This window comes from Paratissierella segnis (assembly GCF_014385195.1).
In the GTDB taxonomy this organism is placed as follows: domain Bacteria; phylum Bacillota; class Clostridia; order Tissierellales; family Tissierellaceae; genus Paratissierella; species Paratissierella segnis.
The window spans coordinates 1-22,893 of sequence record NZ_JACRTG010000008.1 but is presented as its reverse complement, the minus strand read 5'-3'; the positions used below and the strand labels follow the sequence as shown (position 1 = coordinate 22,893).

Below are 22,893 nucleotides of genomic sequence, written 5' to 3'. Positions count from 1 at the left end.
TGTTCTTCAACATCCGGATATTCATGTATAAAGTAGAGGTCTTTACATTTCGACCTAGAGTCACTTCCATAATTGTGCATTGTGAAACGTGAATTGTGAATTTCTTTAAACACAGAATTCTATAACCCATACCTTAGCAACTATTTATGATAAGGTTCACCGTGTAACTCCAAATACAGGACTATTTTTAGTATACCGCAACACTCTTCTAAAAGTAAGTATTAATCTAATTTGTGGGTAAGAGAACTTTAAACTTTTGCAAACTTTTCTAAACTTTTTTGATTTTTTATAAATATTTTAAAAAAGTTATAACTTCACTTACCCATTTTTTAAATAATAAAAATACTACTGAATACATATTTGTATTAGTAGCATTTTAGTAAAAAGTAATTTATAAAATAAGAGGCTTTCCATCCCCCATTAATATTTTGTCAATTTTTTCATTTATTGATTTATATTTTTGCATATTTTCCTGTTCAATATCGTCACTTGCACCAAAAGTCTCAAAATGTATTTCTGAACCAATAAAACTAATATCTTTATAATGTAACATAATATGTTTATTTGTATTATTTTTAAATATAAGTTCTAATTTTTTTAATTTGTCTATATTATTTATTGTTTCGTTGTAAAATCTCCATTCGCTATATCGAAAATATCTTAATTCTTCCCGTTCAAAATTATTTTCCTTAAATATTTCTTCAGACAATTCTTTATAAAATTCTATACGAGTATTAAATAAATTTAACAGACACTCAATCTCTTCTTTATTTATTTTAATCTTTTCTTTTTCATTTTCTTTATAATCGAGATAACTTTTATACTTTTGTTTTTTTGCTTTTATTTGTTCTGTCTCTTCTTTTGTGTTATTTCTATATCTATCTAAACTTATTATATTATTTTCCATTTTAAAACACCTCTTTTTTATTTCCTTATTTATTATTAGTATAACACAAGAAATTTTAGAGGATTTTGAATAGATATTTTAAAAGATTTATTATTAAAGTAAAAGAGTAAAACGGTTTCTAAAATAATTAAATTAGAAAAAATGGTTTCTATTATATATAAAGTGTTTTAAGGCTATTTCTCTATACTTTAAGTATAGATTAAGTTTGTTTCTAATTAGTTTCTCTTTTTATATCTTCTATTTAGAGAAACGATTCTAAAAACGATTTTAATAAAAAAAGACTATTTTAAATAGCCTCTTATGTAAAAGTGCAAGGAAAATCTTGCACTATATATTTAATTTACAATAACGCTCTGTCCTTTTGTAACTATACTATTTGCGGACATATATTCTGCAACTTCAATTTTATTTAAAACATCTCTAGCAAATGTGTTATTATTTTTATATCCTATTTGTTCTCTTAGCAAACTTTTTTTATACTTTCCTTTTTCTAAAGTAGATAATAACTTTATAAATGCAACAGCGTAAGAATTTTCTTGCCTTTTCTTATTATATAAATCCATTTTTGTTTCTTTATATTTTATCTCTTCTTCTAATTTGTATTCTTTAACATTTATATTCTTAAATTGACTAATAACTATATCTATAATTTCATTGTCATTGTTCATAAAATAAACCTCAGCATTTTGACTATTTAGACGATTAATTCTTTTGATAGCCTGATAAATCTCTGATGCTATTGTTGTTTGTCGTAGTTTTTCTAATTTTTGACTTATAAATCTAACTACTTGCCCATTCCTTACTATACCCAGATTTTCTTTTAAAAGTGCCTTTTCTCCTGCATACAATTGATACTTAGCAATGTATGTGTGAAATGGAAACTGAGGGTTATGAATAATAAATGCTTTAGAAAAATCTTTCCAGTCGTTTTTACCTGTAATATTACCGAACCAAGCGTAATCTATATATTTAGATGTATGTATATACTTTTGCTCTTCCTTATTTCCAATTATAAGAGTTTTATCTAAATCCCCGAATAATGCTATATTGTTGATTTCTTTATTAATTACATCATAAATGTTTTCTGTCTTTGCTTTATTACTCTTTGTAGTGTTTTGTTTTACAATATACATAATCCAGTTCTTATGATTAACTACTTTTTTATCCTTTTTAACTGTAAATTGTTTACTTATAGAATAAATATAATTAACGGATGCAGTAGCATCTAAAACTAAATTATTTTCTAATTTCCAGAATTTAATTTGTCTATCATAACTATACATAAAAGAATTTTCGACGTAGCATACATGATTAATAAAATTCTCTAATACCTCAATTTCTTTTATAAAATCTGATTTAGTCATTAAAATTTCTTTATCGTCTTTTGAAATAATAGCAGTTTCTATGTTATTATCGAAAATTATATCTGTTTTCACAAATTCTCGCAGCCTACTATTAGTTATTAAGTTTTTTAATTGCTTTAACTCTTTGCTAACATTAATACTTGTTTTAAAGAAAGTTCTTGTTTTATTTGTTTTTAAAAAACTCTCTATCTCTTTAGTGCATATATTATATAAATCCCTTATAATTCCACGTTCAAGTAAACTATCAAATTCCTCAATTCTATTTGTTGTATATACCATTTCATCTAACATATCAATTTCTTCGTCTATAACCAAAACTTCTCTGTTTTGAGTAAATAATTTTCTTTCAGCCTTATTTTTGCTTAAATCAATATATCTTTTATGTGTTATTACTAATATATTATAACTATCTAATATTTCTTTTAGTTCTTTATAATTTCCTGTATGTATTGCAATAGCAACTTCCTTCTTACATTGTTTATTAATTCTTTTAGCAGAGCCTACACAGTCCTCTACAAACTTTCTTACAAATATTGCTTTTCTATTTTGTAATGCTAATTTCGCAAGTGCTTGTTCTGTATATAGAGTTTTTCCTAAACCTGCTTCACCATTTATAACTGAAAATCTATTTTTATTTTTACCATTAAGAATTTCTTCTTTTAAAAAATTAATTTGATTATTAAATTCATTTGTATCGACACCTTCGATTTTAAAAGCCCCTAATTTCATTAATAACAACCCCTTTCATTTTTTATTTTTGAATAATATTTTTTATATTTTTTTGTATTGTTTTTGAACTTTTGAAAATATACACATTTTTGTTAGTTTCTTTTTTATCTTTACGAGTTGAAATTAATTCCTCACCAATTAGCATTAATTTTGCAGCGACATTTTTATTAAAAACTATGTATCCTTTCATAACTATCACCTCTCTCTTAAGTTTCAAGCATTATAGAAAGTCTTGCTTTTCAGTGTCAAGTCTTTTTTAGAAAACTTTTTATATTTTTTTTGTATTTTACGTAGTGAATTGTTTAATTTCAAATTTCTATATAAATAAGTTTTATTAAAGTAATTATCCTTAACTGTTTTTTCGTTTTATTATAAAAACTCAAAAAAATAAAAGCCTTGTAACAGGCTAGAATACTGGCTTATATTAAAACCCAACATGACTTTATATATAATATATTATTAAGAAGTGACGTTGGGTTTTTGATAATTTTTATAATGTATTTTTAAATAATGATTTGTATACTATGTTAAAAGTTTTCTTATACGGTTTATTTGTATTTAATTACCTGGAATATTAGTAATACATTGTATCCAAAAACATATTAAAGAACTGATTGAATGTAATATATTTTAGGTAAATTATAAAAACAAAATTTATAAGATTTTAGATTTTAATACTTTTCTTTAAATAAGAAAACAGTTATGCAAAACTATATTAAAACATGTGTTATGCTAAAAATAATGAAGTTAAAATTTTTCTAAAAAATACTTGACTTTTAACAGTATAAATTATTAGAATACTTAAAATTAAAAAAAGGGGAGATGGTTTTATGATAGAAATTACAAATATAAAAGATTTAGAGAATGTTTTTCTTAAATCTACAACACAAGAGGATGAGAAGGCTATTTTAGAAAACTTAAAAATTTACAAAAAATTATATATAGACAACGAATTAAAAATTTGGACAGGATATCGTAAAAGAACTGAAAAATATGTAGCAGATGCAGTTGAAGATTTAAAGCACGGAGAATTTTATAAAAAAACAAAGAGAGAGTTTGTATATAGATTAGGATGTATTATAGATTTTAAAGACACAGAAAACAAACATAAAATTTGGGATATAGAAAAGTGTAATGGCTATACAAAAAAACGAATTTCATCAGGTGAAATAGTTATTTATCGATTTAAAAATGAAGAATATTATTATTTTTGCATAGGAAAATCAGCAGCAGGGTTTTCTTACGGACTTTCTTGCTTTCAAATAAACAACATACAAAAAGCAAAACAATTAATTGAACAAGGCAAATATTTAGAACTAACAACAGATGAAACTATAGAACTAATAAAAGAATTAACATTATATTCAAAAGAGTAGTGCAAAAAAGCACTATTCTTTTTTTTAAAAAAAACTTGCTTTCACGAGTATTTCTGAAAGAAATACTTGCTAATCACGAGTTTTTTAGAAAAAAACTTGCTTTCACGAGTATTTCTGAAAGAAATACTTGACAACAATAAAAATGATTCTATTTAATATCAGCACTAAGGGGTTGATATTAATGGATTATTTAGATTATAAAAAAATAAATTCTTTAGACAATTATTATGATGATAATATATTAGAATTACGCAAACTATCAAAAAGTGATTTTAATAAATTGATTAAAACGATAGAAAATACTGTAAAAGAATTAAAAGAAAACAATTAACTATATAGCCATTTGCTGTTTTTTATATTATAATTAAAATGTATCTTCGAGAGTGGGCGTATAGTCTATCTATAAGTCCACCCATAATAAAAGCACCAGTTTTTTTATCTGGTGCCTTTTTATTTTATTAATTTGTAGTAATAAAACAATTATATCCGTCCTTTTTAAGTTTGTTTTGAAGATTTATGGCATTATCCTTTACGCTAAACGCTCCACACTGCACTCTATACAAATTTCTTCCATTTACTATTACATTTACAATATAAGTGCTATAACCATCTTTTTTTAATTTGCTTTCTAAATTTTTAGCATTATTATGCACACTAAAGGCTCCGCATTGCACCTTGTAAAGTGTGCTTGTTACAGATTTCGGTTCTATATATTCTTTTAAGTATACACCCGAACAATAAGCGACTTGATTTTTATAAGTAAATTGATACCAATTGTTAATAATACCTGTTACATTAATTATTTCTCCATTTTTTAAAGTTCCTAAAACAGCCCCGTGAATTGGAGTTGTTCTAACATTAAGTGCTGTAGCAGTTACTTGCATTTTTTTATTTACCTTCTGTATATCTTCTGTATCCATCAATCTTGCAAGGAAGTTTTGCCATCTTTCTGGATTTTGAACGAATGGAGCAGGGCAGTTCTTTCCTGTTACATCGTAATGGCGTAAAACATTTTGAATTGGTATATTATATTTCTTCATTAACATTTTTGTTAGTTCTATAGTTTTATTTACAACTGTATCCGTTAAAGTCCAGTCTTTTTCTATACACATTTCTATACCAATACTATTACTATTACGGCAATATGGATGTTTATAAGATTTTGCCCCACAATGCCATCCCCACCAACTATCTTCCAAAATTTGTACAATTTCTTTTGTGTCTACAAAATAATGGGCACTTGCACCTACATATTCTCTGTTAAAATAAACATAATGATTGTACGCAGAACCTCCAGGACTGGCAGTATAATGGATTACAATGTAACGAGGGGTTATTGTTTTGTCTTTTGTATAATTTTTATTTATAAGTAACTTCCGAATTTTCATAGATTACACCCCCTTGAATAATTATTTTTGTGTATCATTTTTAATTACAGAATAAAGTCCTATTCCTGATGTGCTTATAAATACACTGTTTGCAAAAGTAGTCATGATAAGTTGTCCAGTTATGTCTTCTCCGTTAAGAATTAAAATTACTAAGCGTAAAACAAAACACAAGAAAAACACTAAATACATAGTGTGTAATGTAGTTTTAAAGATTTTTGTCGTTAATTTATCTAAAGGATTTTTAACAAGTTGCACTAACAAAACGAGCATAGGAACAAATGTAGCGTATTCAAGCAATTGTTCAAAATTAATGAAATTGGTTAGGTTTTCCATAAGTTACACCCCCTTATTTTTTGAATTAATATTGATTTTGATTTCTTGAACATCATTTTTGATAGAATTTACAATTTCTAACTTTTCCGTTAACTCCTTTGTGATTTCTTGATTTTTTGCAATCATTTGGTTTGTTTCTCCAAGCAATTTTCTAAACTCTCGCTCTCTTTGATTTATATCTTCTCGCATCTCTTTTTCTCTTTTTTGATTCTCTTTTAGAATCCAAAATATTAAAAACAAAGAAAGTGCCAAATAGACAGATTCCTTTAGCCCTGCTAAAATAATTTGTTCCATAGAAATCCCCCCTTAATAAACGGCTATAAATTTACATATAAGCATTGTAAATAAAGATAAAATGCGGTTTCAACTTTAAATTTACATAAAAAAAAATACCCTTACTGGTTAAAGTAAGGGTATAAGATTAAGTTTTTATATAATACCGCTATTCGAAAGCATCATTCCGACTAAAAGTCCGTTATCGAATCCTTTATTATCTTGTGTTACAAAATAACCATTAAAATGTTTTAAAATTCTATCTGCGTAAAGCATTTCTTTATTTACAGGGAAAAAATACTCTTTAGATACTTCTTGCAATGTATAAAGATTTCCATATTTTAAATCTTCTTTATTTACTTTTTCAATATTTGCAAGTTCAATATATAGTGTTTCTTTATATTGTACTTCTTCTGTAATTTTATAACAATCACCTAAATTAATAGCCATAAAGCATCACCTCTCTTCTAGTAGACACGCAATAATATACCTTTCCAGTAGGAACTAATTATTTTTCCTAAATCTCCTAAACCAACGTAAACTATTCCATTAACAGAATAAAATGTTCCTATCTCTGTGCCTATTGAATTTGTTAATGTTATTAAATTTGATATTTTTCCACGTATACCTTGTGTTTTTGTAAATGCGTATATATTATAAACTGGAATTTTATTATTATAATAATTTTGTTTAAAATTACTATCGTATAATTGCTCAGTACCTCCTGCGTTAGATAGTAAATAAACTTGAGTGTTAGTTATATTTTCTACATCAAAACTTTTATTATATGAAATTAAACCATCAATTATTGAAACAAAAGTATCTGTATCGCTTGATGACGTTGTTGTATCTATTCGAATAACTAAATATGTTCCGTTGTTTTGTTTTAAATTATGAAATAAAAAATAATCTTGATTCTGTCCAATTAAAAAATTATAAATTATATCATAACTATCATCTTTGCTAAATGAATGCATTCTATCCCATACTTTTCCTCTTTCATTTTGTGCGTATATATACATCCATGTTCGTGTTACACTTTCTTCAAAAGCAGCGATACAAAAATCTGTACCGTTAAAACTAAAATTAAGTGAACCAAGAATAGTTCCGTTGTCATAAGCATCTTGCCCAGTAACAACCCATGAAGGAATACCACTTGCTTTATTTGTTACTATAGCACTATCTATCCTTGCATTTAAAAAACTTATACAATTTTGTGCTGCTACATTAGGTTCAGTTCCTTTTGCAACGGTATAAGAATAAACATCAACTGACATAATACATACCCCCTTTATTATTCACTCCATCCGATACCGATGGATTTTCCATTATTATTATTTGTAATGCTTGTAATTCTGTCTTCGCCATCTTTAGTAAAACTTAAACTTGTTTGACTACCATCTCTACGAATTATTACCATTCCACCATCACTAATAACTACATTTACTATCGAACTATCTATTTTTTGAAACTCTTCCGTAACTTTTTGATTAGTTAAATTCTCTATTTTTCCGAATTTTTCTTTAAAGTAATCAGTAAATTCATCTTCAGTATCTAAAACAATCGGTAAATCTTCTTCCTCAAATATTTTTTTATGAACTAATTTTAATTCAAATAACAACTCATCTGGAGCAAAATCAGATATATTAACTGTTTCTACGAAATATCTATTATAATCAATTCCTAATGTTGGTAAACTTACACTAATTAAACCACCTGGTTTTACAGGATATAAAATTGTAACTGTCATTTCTGTTTTTGTTTTTCCGTATTTATTTAATAAAAATTCTGCTTTTGCATCTGCTTTTTCTTGTAAATCTATATCTGTTGCATTTTCTATTACTTCCCAAATACCAGTTCCACCAGTTTGTGTTTTCATTTTTGATATTTCTTCTATATCTTCTTTAATTGATTGAACTATATATCCGTCATCACCGAGCCCGCCAACTACAATTTGTCGATTTCTGTAATCATCTGTAGTTTCTTCTATTTCTGCTTCTAAAAATTCTATATCTGTTGTTTCTGTAATTAGATTTTTTCTATACATAATTGTTTCTGCATAACTATTTTTAAAAACTAATTTTTTATTGTAATCGATATACCAGATATAATGGCTCTGACTTGCTAAATCATCTAATACTTCTGCGACTGTTTTTGTATTTGCAAAAATATCGTATTCTAATAATTGTAGCCCGTTATCAATATAATCAATTTCACTAGAAATGCCTTCTGCAACTAAATATTCTGTTAATAATTCTTTTACAATATCCCCTGCATACACATTGTCGTATACTTTTTCTGTTGCAACTACTCTACGGCTTGGAATAGTATTATAAGCACTACATGTTATATTAAACTCCAACTTTTTATCTATTCCTAGTCCTGCTTCAATTTTTCGCTTATTTATTCTAGTTATTATTCCAATACTTTTTATAATAGTTATATTATTGTAAATTACTGTAATTTCTACGTCCTGTCCTAAAACAGGAGGGGTAAACCCCTCTATATTGCTATCTATTGCACGGGTAAGTGTAAAATCACATGTATTATTATAGTTTGCGTCAAGAGTAAGCCTAAAACTTCCATCCTTTATAAATGTAGATACTTCTTGCCCCTCAATTTTTAAAGAAAAACTATTATATTTCATGAAATTACACCCCCTTCATTTTTAACTTTCTTACAATTTCTTTCGCAATTCTATCTACATCATCATCGCTACTTATTTTATTTCCAGTTATTTGTAAAACAATTTCTTGCTCTACATACTTATCTATTCTTTGTTGTGTAGTTACCATTTTTTCTGCTTCTTTTTGTGCTACATTATATTTCTGCCCATATAACTGTTGATATTGTGCCAATTGGCTATCGCTCATTTGTGCTAATGCTCTTATATAGTCCACATTTTGCGGCCCCATTGCTCTTAATTCATTTAAAAATGTCTCATTTACACCTTTATTGCTTAAAGTTGCAAGAGAAGATGTCCATTGCTTCATCGCTTTTACTTGTGCTTTTAAACGATTCATTAATCTTTCTGGACTAACTACTTTTCTTTCAAAAGTATCAAACAAACTTAGAGAATCTTTAAAACTTTGTGTCTGTTGTCTTATAGATTCTACTAATCCTTTAACACTATCTGCAAGTTTATCTACACCGTCTTTTGCTTTTCCTGCTGTTTCACTAACATTATCAAATGTCATGTTTAATCCATCAAACGCACTAAAATCTGGCATATCTGGCTTTGGGAGTTTTGGCTTTTCTGGTTTATTTTTATTTTTTCCGAATGAAAAAGGTAATTCTGCTTTTTTTCCACCTCTCCAGTAATCTGCAATTTTTTGTAAATCTTCTCGAGTTTTTTTGATTGCTTTTGATGGTGTATTTGCTTCTATATCTAACTGTAGTAAGCCTACTTGTTTCCAGCCGAATTTATCTGCTAACCAATTCCAGCCTTTAATTAACCCGTTTATCATGTCCTGAAACTTTTTCGAAATTGTAACAAATATTTTATCTATTAATATTTCGCTCAATTTTTGAAATCCAATTAACATATTATCTATAAGATTTAATGCAACAACTATAATTGCTCCTGCCGCTGTTTTTATAATGTTTTTAGCATGTTCCCACATAGCATCCCAGTCACCTGTTAGCAAGGCTCCTAAAAATCCGAATAGTTCGCTAAAAATGTCAAATATTGCTGTTACAACAACAACAATAGAATCCCAAGCGTTTTGTAAAAATCCTATGTTTGCTTCTACATACGCTTTAAAAATTTGTACTAAATAATCAAAAAATGTTTTAAAAAATTGAGCCAAACCGCTAAAAAATGATTTTAATCCTTCCCAAGCATTTTGTATTGCATTTCTTACTTTTTCGTTTGTATTATAAAGATAAATAAGTACACCAATAATTACTAAAATAATAGCAACAATTGGATTGGCTGCTAATAAACTAAATACTTTTTTTAATCCTCCGAATCCTGTTTTTACCATACTTAATACTTTCGGTAGTTTAGAAAATGCACCTACCAATTTACTTCCGATTAAAAGGACGGGTCCAACGGCCGCTACAATAAGTGCAAATGTTGCAATGTGTTTTTTTGTTCCTTCATCAAGATTTTTAAACCACTCAATTACATTGTTAATTTTTTCTGTAAGACTTGCTAATTTATCTTTTAATACATCAAATATCGGTTTTGCAAACTCTCCTGCCAACTCCATAACAGCATCTTTTAAAGTTGATAATCTACCTCTAAATGTCTTTGACGCATTTTCCATACCATTAAAAAATCTTCCTCCCTCTTCAGTTGCCGACTTAAAGGCTGCTGTTACCATGTCAGAACTTATTCCACCTTTACTCATTATGTCTTTTAATTCTCCGATAGATTTTCCAGTTTTTTTACTGATTTCTTGTAATGGGTTAAAACCTGCGTTTATCATTTGCATTAAATCTTGTCCTGTTAATTTTCCTGTCGATTGCATTTGTGCAAATGCTAATGTTAAACTATTAAATTTATCTTTATTACCTAAACTTATATCTCCTAACGTTTTTAATGTAGGCATTATACTCTCAGCAGAAGCACCAAAAGAAAGTAATGTCTGCGCACCATTTTGTAAATCACCCATTCCGAATGGAGTTTTATTTGCCATATTTTGTAAATCTGACACCATGCTTTGTGCCTTTTCTGCACTTCCTAACATAGTTGTAAAATTTACCATAGCGTCTTCCATTGTGCTATTAAATTTTAACCCTGCTCCTACTCCTGCCATAATTGGTGCTGTTACATATTTGCTCATGCCTTTACCTATATTGTTCATACTTTTACTTGCTCTTTCTGCCTTTTTACTTATATCTTCCATTTTATTACCAAAATCACCCATTTTTTTACCGATTGAAGAAAATGTATTAGATAAAGAATTAAAATTCTTTTTAACATTTTGAAGAATAGATATTGATTTTTTCATATTAGTCTCATAATTACTTATATCTGCCTGAAGACGTGCTGTTAAACTAGCCACTTGTGCCATTTTTTACACCCCCTTGTGTTTACATATAGAATGCATTTTAATAAATAATAGATAGCAATTTCAATTTTTTTAATAAAAAAAGGAAATGGTACTTTTACCATCTCCCTTGTTTAGCCGCACTCATATTCCTTTGTTTTTTTTGTTCTTCTTCCATTTTCCTTTTATAATCTTTTTCTGCTTCTTCTTCTATTTCTGCTTTTATTTCAAAATATGCATTCCATTCATTTAATTGTCCCCATGTTATTTCTGTCAACATTAAATCTACATTTGCGTAACCCAATTTTTCTGCTAACACATAAGCAAAAAATCTATTAGAATTTAACTTTAGTTTTTTTTATTGTCTTCCAATACAGAATCGTTAAACTCTACAATTTCTGCATATACTTTTTCTATTACACTCGTATTCTTTGTAGCAAGCAATTCAATATCTGCTTCAGTAAACAATTGTTTCATATTTTCGTCAACAACAGATTTTACAATCATCATTATTTTTTGATTCTTAATTGCAACTTCATTGACTGCTTCTTCGTAATTTTCGTTCGATTTTTTAGAAAGTTGCTTTGCAGCCATTTTTTTAACATTTACCATATTCATAACTATATCGTCATTTTCTTTTGCACTTAACTGTTTTATCATTATTTCTCCGCCCCACTCGGGAACATTAATTTTTTTTGTTTTAATATCTTGTGCCTCTAAAATTTGACTTCTTGACAATAGTGCCATATTACATCACTCCTTTTATAAAAATATTATTAATGATAAAATTTACCTGATGAAATAAATGAAACTGTTGTATCTTGTATAGAATCTACCGCTAACTTTAACTCATTTTTTTCTAACATTGCATACATTCGAACTGGTTCATCAATTTCAGTAAATTTAATTTCTAATACAACCATATTTCTTTTTAATAAAGCATTTCTCAATAAATTGTCTAAAATATTAAAATGACTAAGTGTTCCGTAAGCATATTGTAACCCAAATATTCTTTTTCTGTAATTACATTTGAAAGTAGTAGCATCAAGCGTTTCAACCTCATCGTTAAAATCAGCCGTATGTGCTTCTGCTACTGTCATCAATGGTAAATATGTGCAATCTATAGTTATAATTCTTGTCGCATCAATAGTTTCAAATTCGATTTTCCCATTTAATCTATCTATTGTATATTTTTCGCTTGTTACAACACCATTATCATATATTGTAACTGGTGTATTTTCTTTAATTACTTGTTTTAAAGTATCCTCGATTTGATAAGTTTGATTATCACTTGTTATAGTACTTAATCCTGTTGCTACTACGGCATCTCCACTTATTTTTACATCTACTTCATTACCTGCACGTGCTGTCATAATACCCACCCCCTTATATTGTTCTTACTGGAAGTGTAATAGGTTCTCCGTTTCCCTCAAAACCAATTGAAATATCTTGTGTGCCAGACGCATCTGCTTTTAGTGAAAATTTTGTAATCAAAACAGGAAATTGGACACCTTCTTTTTCTTCTCCGTTTTGATAAATTCCAACATAAGCATATGTTCTTGCTCTTAATTTTTTTTGCCCATCTGCATCGTCTGGGATATATTTACCTTCAAGAGAAAAACTTACGTCTCCTAGCCCAAAAATTCTTTTTTTGTATAAATCTCCAAAGGATGTTACATCTAATGCTTCTACTAAATCTTCATAAGTTGTACTATTTACTCCACTTATTAATGCTCCAGTTGAGCCATCCATAGGTGTATCACCTACAAGTATATATACTCTATTTTCATAGCCTGCTGTTGCTGTCATATTGCATACCCCCTTTAATTATTTCTTGTAACTTGAATATTAAAATTTAAACTGTAATGAACCCTTCCTTGGTTATCTCTACCTAAATTTAAAATATCTGACGAAAGAGTAACTAAAATATAATTGTTATTGTTAATAGTAAAATTACTTTTACCATCTAAAATATTTTTAACTTTATAACACCAATTCAATGCGTCTTTTCGATTTTGATGTCTAACCCTAACCTGAATAGAAGGATTTTCTATTTGTTTTGTTCCACCAAAAAAATACTGTGGTTTATTACCGCCTGAATGATAGACAGTTATACAGTTATCAGTTCCATCATCTTGCATTTCATCAATACAAATATTATTTGTTATACTTTGTAATAGAGTGCTAATATCTTTTGCTATATTCATTTGTCAGCACCCCCCTTTTGTTAATTCTTATTTAATAAATCATTTACTTTGTCTCCAATATGTTTTACATATTTATCCTTATTTTCATTTAACGGTTGCTCTAAAAACTTTGCCTGTCCGACTGGATGATGTGCTTCAAGATTTTCGTGGACAAAAATTGCATATTCCTCGTCAAATCCTACAATTACGCTTGGTTTAGATGTATTTTCTGCTTCTGTAAAAGCCGAACCTCGTAATGTTCCCGTGTCCTTTGGAGTTATATCTACACTTTTTTGCTGCAAATCATTTCCACAATCAAGTAATGCATCTTCTACAACATCAGAAACTTGAGAAATACTTTTATTTAATTTGTTAGTAAATTCAACGAAGCCTTCTAATTTAATTCCCATTATACATACACCTCCCTAAATTCTACGTTGCCATCAAGCCTAACGATTTCTGATATAGCAATTATTTTGAATTCTTTATTGTTATATACAATGTAATCTGTTAATTTCAAGTTTTCTTTTGTATAAAGTGTTGCCGAACTGGTTACTTGTTGTCCTTCTGCATTTGCTACTATTTTATTTTTAAATTGCAATCTTCCTTTTATAGTTTTTATTTCTGTTTGTATATCGCCGTATTCATCTTTTCCTACAATACTTTTAATTTGAATTAATTGGTTTGTATATTCATCTAACATATCGCAACACTTCCTATCATGTAGCGTCTAAGGTAAAAAAGTGCTTCAGGACAAATTGTTTTTTGTTCTTCACTTAAATTGTCTGAAAAAGTTTCGCTTAAATCTCCAATGCTATAACTTTTTACTCCTTGCTTCTGTAATTCTTGTCGCTTACTTCCACCCTGTAATAAAAACAATGCTTGTTCACATGTTGCGTATATAATCGCATTTGGTATTCCATCGCTAAAAGGTAAATTTGTTGTTGTTCGTGGAAATTGTAACTCTTGATATAAATCTAATTTTCTACCTGCATACGGTAATCTATCTATTTGTCTTGTAGCCATTTTAAGCGCCTTTTCTTTTGTAGTTGTATCTGTGTTATCCCAAATGTCTGTATTTAAAGTATTAGAAAAATAACTATCTGCTTCTTCAGTTGTTACATAACTATCTATATATTTTACTAACATAAGAATCGCCCCCTTTTAAAATACTTACTAATCACGAGTATTTTTTAAAAAAATATCTTTTAAAATACTTGTTATATTTAAACGAATAATAATAGTTGATTTCAAGTTTTTATTTTATAAAAACTCGTGTAAGCAAGTTTTTATTTTACATTAGTAAAATAAATGCGTGTAAAGCCCGTTTATTTTCAAAAACAAAAAAATAGGGAAGATAATTAAGCATCTTCCCCTGATTTTTTCTTTTTAGTAGTTCTCTTTGTTTTTTTCTCTTCTATTTTCTCTTCTTTTTTAGATTCATTTATAAAATTAGTGCATAACATTATATGCATGTTATACATTTTTTTATTTGCAAATACTGCATTACAATTTTTACATTTTATAGTGCTTTGCTGTGTTAACATTTAAGACACCCCCTTAAAAAAATAAGGGAGAGGTTTTTACACCTGCATCCCTTTATTTTATAAAATATTAATATTAAACGGTTGGTACTGTAGAAACATAAATACCTTCTACTTTATTATCTAAAATCCATGCATCGTGGTAAAGTCTATAATCAAATTTCCAAGCATTTGCATCCTGGTTAACTTCAGGTGAAAAAACTCTTGGTAATGCAAGTTTTACTAATTGAACAACTGCTGTTTTGCTTACTATCATAAAGTTAATTGCTACTGCTCCTGCCGCTGGAGTAAATCCACCTGCTTCCTGTCCTGTTGTTTTACCATCGTTAAATGTATAAGCAGTTTTAAATCTTGCTGTAGGAACTTTTACAATTTGCATTCCGTCAAATGTTTCAATTCTTCTGTCAATGTTTCCATTTGAAGTTTGAACATCGAATCTTTTTACAAGTTCAGCACTATTTTTCGCTAAATTGTAAGTTGGAATACTAACAAATAAAACTCTATCTGTTTCTGGAACTTCTGCATCATCGAGTGTTGCTATTGCAGTATCTATAGCAGTAATTACAGTATCTTTTGTAAGTGTTTCTTCTACTTTATTAGTTGCTTTTGTAGCGTAAGTAGAAAAACGATAAGCGTCAACTTCTGGTGCAACTTTAGTTCTAATAAATTCTCCTGAAAGTGAACCAAATGCTACCATTGCAGTTTCCTCATTATCCATGTTATCAATTTGGAAACTTCTTCCTCTGTCTTGTGTAAATGTATGTGTTACCCATTCAAGTGTAGCATTACCGTTTACATAGCCGTTACTTCTGTCGTAATCTCCTAACCCCTGTAGAGTCATCTTTGGAACAAGTACACTCTTTGCGTTTGCTGTTTCTTTAATTAAATCGTTTTGAACGTCTAAAACCGCTGATTTGGTTTCTACTGCATACTTTTTATCTAAAAGAGGAACATACTTTTTAATAGTTTCAATAGTGTTACCCATTATAAATCACCCTTTCGTTTTATTTTTTTAAAAAATATTAGAATAATCCTAATGCCTTCTTAAATAAATTTTCTTGTTTATCGGTTTTTTTGTCATCTAAAACAGGATTAGCACCGCCGTTAGATTGACTATTCTTTACGATTTCTGGATATTCTTTTTCTAACTCTTTTAATGCTTCTTGTAATCCAGTTATAGTTCCATCGTCTGCAACTTCAATTTTTGTTTTATCTAATAACTTTGATGCTAATTTTAAATTGTATTGGTTATCATATTTTTGAAGTTCTGTTTTATAAAGCAATTCTTTTGCTTTATTTAAGACTTCATTTTGTGCTTTAGTTAAATTTTCTTGATAGTTGTTAATTACAGTATCTAAATCTGTAACATCTTCATCGTCTTTTAAATTAAGAATCTGTCTTAATTTAGTCTCATAATTTTTTGCAGTTAATCTATGTTGTTTTGCTTCGCCTCTTAAAGCCTTAACATAATCTTCACTAAATACTTTGTTTTCAATTTGTTCGTTTTTATTGTTATCATCATTTAAATTTTGGTTATTATTTAAATTTTGTTCTGACATCAGAATCACACTCCTTATTGGCATCAAGCCACGCTATTTTTTGAACTTTACACAATATATAAGAAGATAAAATACAATTTCAAGTTTTTTTTATAAAAAACTCGTGTAAGCAAGTTTTTTTTACAGAAAAACTCGTGATAGCAAGTATTTCTTTTAAAAATATTTTAGGTAGGAAGTAATAAATAAAATTTGTTTTGTCTTTACATTGTATCGCCAAAATCCATTGGATTTTGCTTACTTAAGGTAAGAGAAGTAATCTTGTTTTGTAATATTAAAAAATCTAAATTGTAATAGAGTACACACTAAATATTTAAAAATAAGCAAAAAAATAAAGAGTAAAGATAAATTTTAATTTTTACTCTTTAAATTATTTTAAATATGTAAATTGTAGTTTTTTTTATTTATATTAAGTAATTTTTAATTTGTTTTATATTTTATATTTTATATTTAGTAATTTGTAAGTTTTTATTAAGTTATTTATTTTATTTATTTATTTATTTTATTTATTTATTTATTTATTTATTGATATAGTTTTAGGTGAAGTAGGAACACGGCTCTCTCTCCCCCCTGTTATAAAGTTAAAAAAATATAACTCTATAACAAGGAAGAAAATAACGATTTTGACTGGTTTTTGGAGCCAGCAGGTATCCGTTATCCCTCTCGACTTATTCTATAGGCTTTATCCTGTATGCCTATCTATTCGCCGATATCCTCTCAAACTCGCCCAGGCCCGATTATCGAGTAGCACCACCACAGTGCCTTGAGGACACCCCCCATTACGGAACTGTACCACAACAGGAATGTCTGGGAAAAGAAATGCTTTCTCCTTTGGCGAGGCATCCATACGAGGGTTAGTCGTAGAGTTATTTTTTAGTGATACACTTTCAACACTCAGGCACTTTGATTCATTGTATCTGGCGCAGTACCTGTCTTCTGCCCCTATTCACTTGTTTTATCGTAAACGCATATTAACCAATCATATTTCTTAATGTCAAGTCTTTTTTAGATTTTTTTTAAGTTTTTTCTTTTTTTCTTTTTTTTAAAGTGCTGACATTATATAGACAACTATTATAAAATTTCAAGTTATTTTATAGATTTTTTAAGAAAATTTCATAAAAAAATAACGGCTCTTTTCGAACCGTTAAGCGATTATTAAATATTCTCCTTTAGTATCTCTTCTATATATATTGTTGCTTATTTTATTTACATCGTTATCTACTGTTATTAATTGTTTTAGTATATATGTGTAAGTTTTAAATGTAGTTTCTCTATATTTAGCACAAAGTAGGGTAGATGCAGAAGGCATACAGAGCAATATATCTTTTCCTAATTTATTAAAAATTTGTTGTTGCATATGTTTACTAAGAAAGAGAGATGCTCCATAATCTGTTATAAATTTCAGGCTATATATTTCAAGAGAATCATCAAGCCTTGCAAGTATATTTGTCATCTTGTTTAAATTATTCATACTTTTTTCTTCTAAAGCATTTAAACTAATACCTGAATTTATTAAATCTTCCTCTAATACAAAACGAAATACTTCTCCCATATCACTAGCATACATTACTTGTAAATCACAAAATAAATCCTTCGTAATAAAATTTTTATCTATACTTTTTTCATATGTTTTTTGCTTTATTAATGGAAAAACATTATTTAAATCAAGTTTAAACTTATAAGTATCTAAAATATCTCTAATTATTTTAATATAGTTTTTTAAATTGTTATTATATCCAACCATTTTAAATTCTTTATACGCTGGTTTAATAGGAACAGAAACATTTGTTACACCTTTTGTAACATATATTCTATCTTTACCATCCATTTCTACTTCGTCAAACTCTAATTTTAAATCTTTAATCATTTTATCTGTAAACTCTTTATATTCCACATTATCAACTCCTTTTAAACAGTATAACGTTGTATAACATAAAAGTCTGGTCCTAAAAACAAAACATTGATAAAATATAAGAAAAGAGTAGGAAAGAGGGGAGAGAAGAGATGCAAGAACAAAGAGAACGGATAAAAAGATATATTTATATATTATTATTAAGTAATATCGCTATTGCTGGATTTCAACCAATTGTTAAAAATGCAACCATAAAAATTATCCTTGCTATTTACACAATGTTAACAATGTTATTTACAATAATATATGTAAAAGAGAAAAAGTGCTAAATTAATAGCACTTTTTTTTGTTTTAAAAAATATTTAAGATTTTTAGTGTTATAGTTGCAACTACCACCAATCCTGCACTTATTAATACCTTATTTATTTTTTGTTGCCTTACATATCCTTTAGTATCTTTTAATACCTTCTCAACTTCTTTATTAAGCCATACATCCAATACCTTCATATTATAATCTCCTTTCGAAATATCCTTTGTTTTAATTGTTAAACATGTTATACAGATTTATTCTCTACAATGTCAAGTATAATTTTCTATAAAATATAAATATTTTTCTATAAAATACTTGACACATGAAAGCAAGATTTCTTATAGTATTGAAAGTTTGAAAGGGGATGATTTTTATGAATAAAAATATAGAACTTTTTAATCGTTATAAAGATGGTATAATAAATCTAAAACTTTGGGAGTATAAACCAATCGATGAACCTTTTGTATTGTGGGCAAAAATTACAGATAAAAAGATGATACAAGAGATTTTTAAAGAGATAAATCCAAATGAGATTATAAAAATATCCACTTCTGATAAAGAAATGGATATAGATGTATCGAAAAGTTATTTTTATAGATTAATAAAAGGTAAAAACATAAAATACTATATTGTATAATATTAAGATTAAAACAGGAACCGTTTTGGCTCCTGTTTTTTGTATAGAGGTATTTTATAATAAAAATATTAATTAGTCGGTTTCGTTGAACGGAAATCTTTTAAAATTATATAGCCCATATAAGTGGTAAGGATTGCAAATGGAATATACCAAAGTTTTAGTATTGATTGTCCTATACTTGGAATCCTTCCAAACATAATTAGCAAAATAGCAAATACACCATATCCTATAGCAATTGGTAATATATTCATAAGTAAGTAAAAAAACTTTTTCATAATGTTTCACTCCTTTTTTCTTTTTCTTCTATATTATTAGTATAACGTGCCCAAAAGAAAAAGGCCAGTGTTTTTTTAAATTGTAACCAAATTGCAGCATAAAAAAACTGTTGTCCTTAAATATTAAAACAACAGTTTATATTTTTATATATGTACTTTTAATCCCAAGCCTCAAAATGCGTATGTAATCCAGGAGGAACACCTATAAGTTGCACATCGAATTTTAGACTTGGCTCTACCCGTGAACTTGCATTATGTATTCGCATCGAAATTGTCCAACCATTATCTAAGGCAACTAATACTGTATTCCCTGAACCTGGTTTAAATCCGATATTATAAAATCGTGTAGGCATTGGTAATTGTGGAACATTTACTATTGAACGAACCCTACCAGCGTTTCGATTTAAAGTTCCATATATATTAAAAGCCTGAACCTGTGTAACCCTTCTTCTATCAAGTGTTATTATTTTGTAAAAATCATTTCGTCCTAATAAATAATTAAGTAATCTCTCTGGAACAACACCTTGATTGCTCTCGTTAAGTCTTTCTAATTCTCTCATAAACGCTTCCAGTAATGGAGTATAAAATCTTTCCTCTTTATCTTCAATATTTCGCCAGAGTTCGCCTTGCTCCCGTAATTCTTGTAATTCATTAAAAAGTGGGGTAATTTCATCAAAATATTGTTGAGAACAAGGTATTCCAAACCAAGAATCCCCAAAATCAATAGTTTGTGACAATCTGCTGTGTTTTACTGCTGTATGATTATGTTTACAAGATAATCCAATTTCCCATTCGTTTTGTCTACGGATACATATTACATCTCTTACATCTCCAGCGATTCCAGCCGAATCCTCTTGTATTGCTAAATAAAGCGGAATATTTGCTAACGGGGTTGTTAATTGGGGTTCAAGACGCATAATAACCCTAACCGCTGCGTCTGCCCCTAAATCCATTTTATTTTGCATATCGTTTGCAGCATTATTATATTTTTCTTGTGCTACTTGCAAGGCACTATTTTGTTCTATAACTACTTGTTGTGTTTCGTTTAAAGCATTATTTAAAGATTGTAAACAAGCATATTCAAACGCCTTGCCTAATTCAGTTTGTATACCCATATTTATTCACCAACTTTTTGTGATAAATCTTTCGCACTTAATTTCTCTTCAAGTATTTCATATAATTTTTTTCCAACTACTTCTGCAAGTTTAACAGGAACAGCATTTCCTATTTGGCGATACTTAGAAGTTAAATTCCCTGTAAACTCCATACCTCTTGGAAATGTCTGTATTACAGCCGCTTCTTGCCAACTGAATCTTCTTGTTTTTCCTTCACCAAATATCCAATTATCTTCTCCAGTTTTAATCATATCTGGGGAAGATGGGTGTAATGTCACTTGTTTACTCATCGCTGGAATTGTATAAGATACTTCATTCCAACCTCTTTTACGATTTCTACTCATAAATCTGCTTGAATAGGCAGCATTACATACATCACTTGATTTTGGCTCTGGCATATCCTTTAAAGCCTCTTTTAAAGTAACTTTATATGGAAAAGGTTTTGGAAATTCAAAATCTTTTACTTTTAAATCTTTTCTAAATCCATATAGAAGAACTCTCCATCTATCCTGTGGTACGCCATAATCGGCAGCATTAACAAGGTTAGGGTATACATCATAGCCCTTACTTGAAAAGTCCTCTATAATAGCCTCAATAATTTCACCATCACCAAGCGTCAAGATTCCTTTTACATTCTCTGCAACAAAAGCATAAGGTTGTTTTACTTCAACCAATTTAACAAAGTAACGATATAATTTATTTCTTTCATCATTAATTTTTCGAGGACCCGCCAGTGAGAATCCTTGACACGGAAAACCACCAGTTATAATATCTGTATCTGGAACTTCAAAATAATCAATCTTTCCAATATCTCCTTGAACCACTTCTGCTTTACTCCATAATTCATGAGTAGCACAAGCGTCTTTATCGATATCATTCGCCCATACTGTTTTAAAACCTGCACGCTCCAGTCCTATATCTAAACCACCAGCACCAGCAAAAAGTGACGCAACAGTATATTTTTTATTGTTTCTTTTCTCATTTAAATCAATTATTTTCATTACAAAACACTCCTTGCTATTTACTACTATTAAATAGTATTATATAATAATTAGTTGAGTATGTTAAGGGATAAATTAAATTTCTTTGTAATCATAAAAAAAGTATGTAAAAATATTACATACTTTTTTACTTTTTATTTTTTATTTTCTTCTCTTTTTATTCTCTCTTTGTTCTCTTTTTAATTTTTTACAGATTGTGCATTGCCCATGTCCTTTACTTCTTAATTGCACACTTGCAAGATATCTGTGTTCAGAATTATCTGGACATATCCACCAAACTTTTTTATGGCTTTGATAACAAGTATTCCAAGGGGTTATATCACCATTTCTCTTATAATCCCAAAATGGTAATAGTTGTGGTAACATAGTAGCAACACAATTTATAGCACTTGCCTTTGGATTTTTTTCTACACAATAAGGACATCCTTGCTTATTTAAAGTTCTATTATATACTGCCGCTTCCCAAGATTGTCCACATTTCGGACATTTCCACCATACTTTCTTTCCACTCCCGTAACTTACTTTATTTATATCAATTTCATTTTTCTCTTTATCAAATTCTTTTGCAACCTCTGGATATCTATTTATTAATTTTGTTTCTTCTGTTAGTCTTTTCATAAAAACCACCTCTTTCTTTAATTTCAAGCATTTTATAGATTAATGCTTCTATTTGTCAAGTTTTTTTCTATAAAAAAACTCGTGTTAAGCAAGTATTTTTCTAAAAAATATTTTATAAATAAAAAATACCTCGGGGTATGTAATTCCCAAGGTTTTAATATTTCTCTTTAAATTATCTCTTCTATTTTCTCTTTATTTTTTTCTTCTTACTCTCTTGATTTTTCTTGCGAAGCAAATTTATAAAATGTATTTCGCTTAAGATTCAATATCTGCATTGCTTTTGTTGCTGTTATCTCTCCATTTTTCCATTGTTTGTATATGATATTCTAAAAGTACCCCAAATTCTAATTGAAAATTCCTCTAGAAGAAATATATAATAACCCTATGACAATTCATAGGGAGGCTAGGGGATGATAAGTTTAATGGATAAAC

30 protein-coding genes are annotated in these 22,893 nt (G+C 28.3%); 3 read left to right on the top strand and 27 right to left on the bottom strand.

From position 1 onward, the window contains the following. Positions 1 to 391: 391 nt before the first annotated feature. The 3 genes from H8707_RS02595 to H8707_RS02585 form a co-directional block, all read right to left on the bottom strand. Complete coding sequence (locus tag H8707_RS02595) at positions 392 to 907, bottom strand: hypothetical protein (protein WP_262428597.1); 516 nt, start codon at positions 905 to 907, stop codon at positions 392 to 394. 335 nt (positions 908 to 1,242) lie between these two features. Then, on the bottom strand, positions 1,243 to 3,000 hold the full coding sequence (locus H8707_RS02590) for a DEAD/DEAH box helicase (protein WP_262428596.1): 1,758 nt from the start codon (positions 2,998 to 3,000) through the stop codon (positions 1,243 to 1,245). A gap of 22 nt (positions 3,001 to 3,022) precedes the next feature. Next, positions 3,023 to 3,190 carry a DUF5659 domain-containing protein gene (locus H8707_RS02585; protein WP_262428595.1) on the bottom strand — a complete coding sequence of 56 codons (168 nt, stop codon included), beginning with the start codon at positions 3,188 to 3,190 and terminating at the stop codon, positions 3,023 to 3,025. A 640-nt stretch (positions 3,191 to 3,830) separates the two neighbouring features. On the opposite strand from H8707_RS02585, the gene H8707_RS02580 reads away from it, so the two are divergent. Continuing rightward, positions 3,831 to 4,376: a hypothetical protein gene (locus tag H8707_RS02580; protein WP_262428594.1), complete on the top strand. Its 546-nt coding sequence runs from the start codon at positions 3,831 to 3,833 to the stop codon at positions 4,374 to 4,376. A 142-nt stretch (positions 4,377 to 4,518) separates the two neighbouring features. Continuing rightward, positions 4,519 to 4,707 (top strand): hypothetical protein, encoded by a 189-nt coding sequence (locus H8707_RS02575; protein ID WP_262428593.1) that lies wholly within the window; start codon positions 4,519 to 4,521, stop codon positions 4,705 to 4,707. A 127-nt stretch (positions 4,708 to 4,834) separates the two neighbouring features. On the opposite strand, the gene H8707_RS02570 is transcribed toward H8707_RS02575, so the two are convergent. From H8707_RS02570 to H8707_RS02475, 20 genes are all read right to left on the bottom strand, one after another. Next, entirely contained in the window at positions 4,835 to 5,764 is a 930-nt protein-coding gene (locus tag H8707_RS02570) for an N-acetylmuramoyl-L-alanine amidase (protein ID WP_262428592.1), read from the bottom strand. Between the two features lie 21 nt (positions 5,765 to 5,785). Next, positions 5,786 to 6,097 carry a hypothetical protein gene (locus tag H8707_RS02565; protein ID WP_262428591.1) on the bottom strand — a complete coding sequence of 104 codons (312 nt, stop codon included), beginning with the start codon at positions 6,095 to 6,097 and terminating at the stop codon, positions 5,786 to 5,788. 3 nt (positions 6,098 to 6,100) lie between these two features. After that, positions 6,101 to 6,391: a BhlA/UviB family holin-like peptide gene (locus tag H8707_RS02560; protein ID WP_262428590.1), complete on the bottom strand. Its 291-nt coding sequence runs from the start codon at positions 6,389 to 6,391 to the stop codon at positions 6,101 to 6,103. 135 nt (positions 6,392 to 6,526) lie between these two features. Continuing rightward, positions 6,527 to 6,820 (bottom strand): hypothetical protein, encoded by a 294-nt coding sequence (locus H8707_RS02555; protein ID WP_262428589.1) that lies wholly within the window; start codon positions 6,818 to 6,820, stop codon positions 6,527 to 6,529. A gap of 17 nt (positions 6,821 to 6,837) precedes the next feature. Beyond that, positions 6,838 to 7,647, bottom strand: a complete 810-nt coding sequence (locus H8707_RS02550) for a hypothetical protein (protein ID WP_262428588.1) — start codon at positions 7,645 to 7,647, stop codon at positions 6,838 to 6,840. A 17-nt stretch (positions 7,648 to 7,664) separates the two neighbouring features. Then, positions 7,665 to 9,017 (bottom strand): hypothetical protein, encoded by a 1,353-nt coding sequence (locus tag H8707_RS02545; protein WP_262428587.1) that lies wholly within the window; start codon positions 9,015 to 9,017, stop codon positions 7,665 to 7,667. A 4-nt stretch (positions 9,018 to 9,021) separates the two neighbouring features. After that, positions 9,022 to 11,391 (bottom strand): tape measure protein, encoded by a 2,370-nt coding sequence (locus H8707_RS02540; RefSeq protein ID WP_262428586.1) that lies wholly within the window; start codon positions 11,389 to 11,391, stop codon positions 9,022 to 9,024. A gap of 94 nt (positions 11,392 to 11,485) precedes the next feature. Next, positions 11,486 to 11,686: a hypothetical protein gene (locus tag H8707_RS02535; RefSeq protein ID WP_262428585.1), complete on the bottom strand. Its 201-nt coding sequence runs from the start codon at positions 11,684 to 11,686 to the stop codon at positions 11,486 to 11,488. Between the two features lie 29 nt (positions 11,687 to 11,715). Further along, on the bottom strand, positions 11,716 to 12,114 hold the full coding sequence (locus H8707_RS02530) for a hypothetical protein (protein ID WP_262428584.1): 399 nt from the start codon (positions 12,112 to 12,114) through the stop codon (positions 11,716 to 11,718). Positions 12,115 to 12,143: 29 nt separating this feature from the next. Continuing rightward, positions 12,144 to 12,740: a hypothetical protein gene (locus H8707_RS02525; protein WP_262428583.1), complete on the bottom strand. Its 597-nt coding sequence runs from the start codon at positions 12,738 to 12,740 to the stop codon at positions 12,144 to 12,146. A 13-nt stretch (positions 12,741 to 12,753) separates the two neighbouring features. Then, a complete protein-coding gene (locus H8707_RS02520; protein ID WP_262428582.1) occupies positions 12,754 to 13,176 on the bottom strand; it encodes a hypothetical protein in 423 nt (140 codons plus the stop codon). A 14-nt stretch (positions 13,177 to 13,190) separates the two neighbouring features. After that, positions 13,191 to 13,574, bottom strand: coding sequence for a minor capsid protein (locus H8707_RS02515; protein ID WP_262428581.1), 384 nt, complete (start codon positions 13,572 to 13,574; stop codon positions 13,191 to 13,193). A gap of 20 nt (positions 13,575 to 13,594) precedes the next feature. Then, positions 13,595 to 13,963 (bottom strand): HK97-gp10 family putative phage morphogenesis protein, encoded by a 369-nt coding sequence (locus H8707_RS02510; protein WP_262428580.1) that lies wholly within the window; start codon positions 13,961 to 13,963, stop codon positions 13,595 to 13,597. Next, positions 13,963 to 14,256 carry a hypothetical protein gene (locus H8707_RS02505; protein WP_262428579.1) on the bottom strand — a complete coding sequence of 98 codons (294 nt, stop codon included), beginning with the start codon at positions 14,254 to 14,256 and terminating at the stop codon, positions 13,963 to 13,965. Before H8707_RS02505 ends, H8707_RS02510 begins: the two co-directional genes overlap by 1 nt. Beyond that, positions 14,250 to 14,702, bottom strand: coding sequence for a DnaT-like ssDNA-binding protein (locus tag H8707_RS02500; RefSeq protein ID WP_262428578.1), 453 nt, complete (start codon positions 14,700 to 14,702; stop codon positions 14,250 to 14,252). Before H8707_RS02500 ends, H8707_RS02505 begins: the two co-directional genes overlap by 7 nt. Before the next feature lie 212 nt (positions 14,703 to 14,914). Further along, positions 14,915 to 15,100 carry a hypothetical protein gene (locus tag H8707_RS02495; protein ID WP_262428577.1) on the bottom strand — a complete coding sequence of 62 codons (186 nt, stop codon included), beginning with the start codon at positions 15,098 to 15,100 and terminating at the stop codon, positions 14,915 to 14,917. A 73-nt stretch (positions 15,101 to 15,173) separates the two neighbouring features. Next, entirely contained in the window at positions 15,174 to 16,082 is a 909-nt protein-coding gene (locus tag H8707_RS02490; RefSeq protein WP_262428576.1) for a hypothetical protein, read from the bottom strand. Positions 16,083 to 16,119: 37 nt separating this feature from the next. Continuing rightward, the gene (locus H8707_RS02485) at positions 16,120 to 16,656 is read right to left on the bottom strand and encodes a phage scaffolding protein (RefSeq protein WP_262428575.1); all 537 of its coding nucleotides are present in this window, start codon (positions 16,654 to 16,656) and stop codon (positions 16,120 to 16,122) included. Positions 16,657 to 17,797: 1,141 nt separating this feature from the next. Next, positions 17,798 to 18,547 carry a DUF1444 family protein gene (locus H8707_RS02480; protein WP_262428574.1) on the bottom strand — a complete coding sequence of 250 codons (750 nt, stop codon included), beginning with the start codon at positions 18,545 to 18,547 and terminating at the stop codon, positions 17,798 to 17,800. 309 nt (positions 18,548 to 18,856) lie between these two features. Then, the gene (locus H8707_RS02475; protein ID WP_262428573.1) at positions 18,857 to 19,012 is read right to left on the bottom strand and encodes a hypothetical protein; all 156 of its coding nucleotides are present in this window, start codon (positions 19,010 to 19,012) and stop codon (positions 18,857 to 18,859) included. A gap of 176 nt (positions 19,013 to 19,188) precedes the next feature. On the opposite strand from H8707_RS02475, the gene H8707_RS02470 reads away from it, so the two are divergent. Further along, positions 19,189 to 19,452 (top strand): hypothetical protein, encoded by a 264-nt coding sequence (locus H8707_RS02470; RefSeq protein ID WP_262428572.1) that lies wholly within the window; start codon positions 19,189 to 19,191, stop codon positions 19,450 to 19,452. Between the two features lie 68 nt (positions 19,453 to 19,520). On the opposite strand, the gene H8707_RS02465 is transcribed toward H8707_RS02470, so the two are convergent. From H8707_RS02465 to H8707_RS02450, 4 genes are all read right to left on the bottom strand, one after another. After that, on the bottom strand, positions 19,521 to 19,727 hold the full coding sequence (locus H8707_RS02465) for a hypothetical protein (protein ID WP_262428571.1): 207 nt from the start codon (positions 19,725 to 19,727) through the stop codon (positions 19,521 to 19,523). A 158-nt stretch (positions 19,728 to 19,885) separates the two neighbouring features. Further along, positions 19,886 to 20,842: a HaeIII family restriction endonuclease gene (locus H8707_RS02460; RefSeq protein WP_262428570.1), complete on the bottom strand. Its 957-nt coding sequence runs from the start codon at positions 20,840 to 20,842 to the stop codon at positions 19,886 to 19,888. 2 nt (positions 20,843 to 20,844) lie between these two features. After that, positions 20,845 to 21,843 carry a DNA cytosine methyltransferase gene (locus H8707_RS02455; RefSeq protein ID WP_262428569.1) on the bottom strand — a complete coding sequence of 333 codons (999 nt, stop codon included), beginning with the start codon at positions 21,841 to 21,843 and terminating at the stop codon, positions 20,845 to 20,847. Between the two features lie 141 nt (positions 21,844 to 21,984). After that, positions 21,985 to 22,461: a zinc-ribbon domain-containing protein gene (locus tag H8707_RS02450; RefSeq protein WP_262428568.1), complete on the bottom strand. Its 477-nt coding sequence runs from the start codon at positions 22,459 to 22,461 to the stop codon at positions 21,985 to 21,987. Positions 22,462 to 22,893 lie beyond the last annotated feature (432 nt).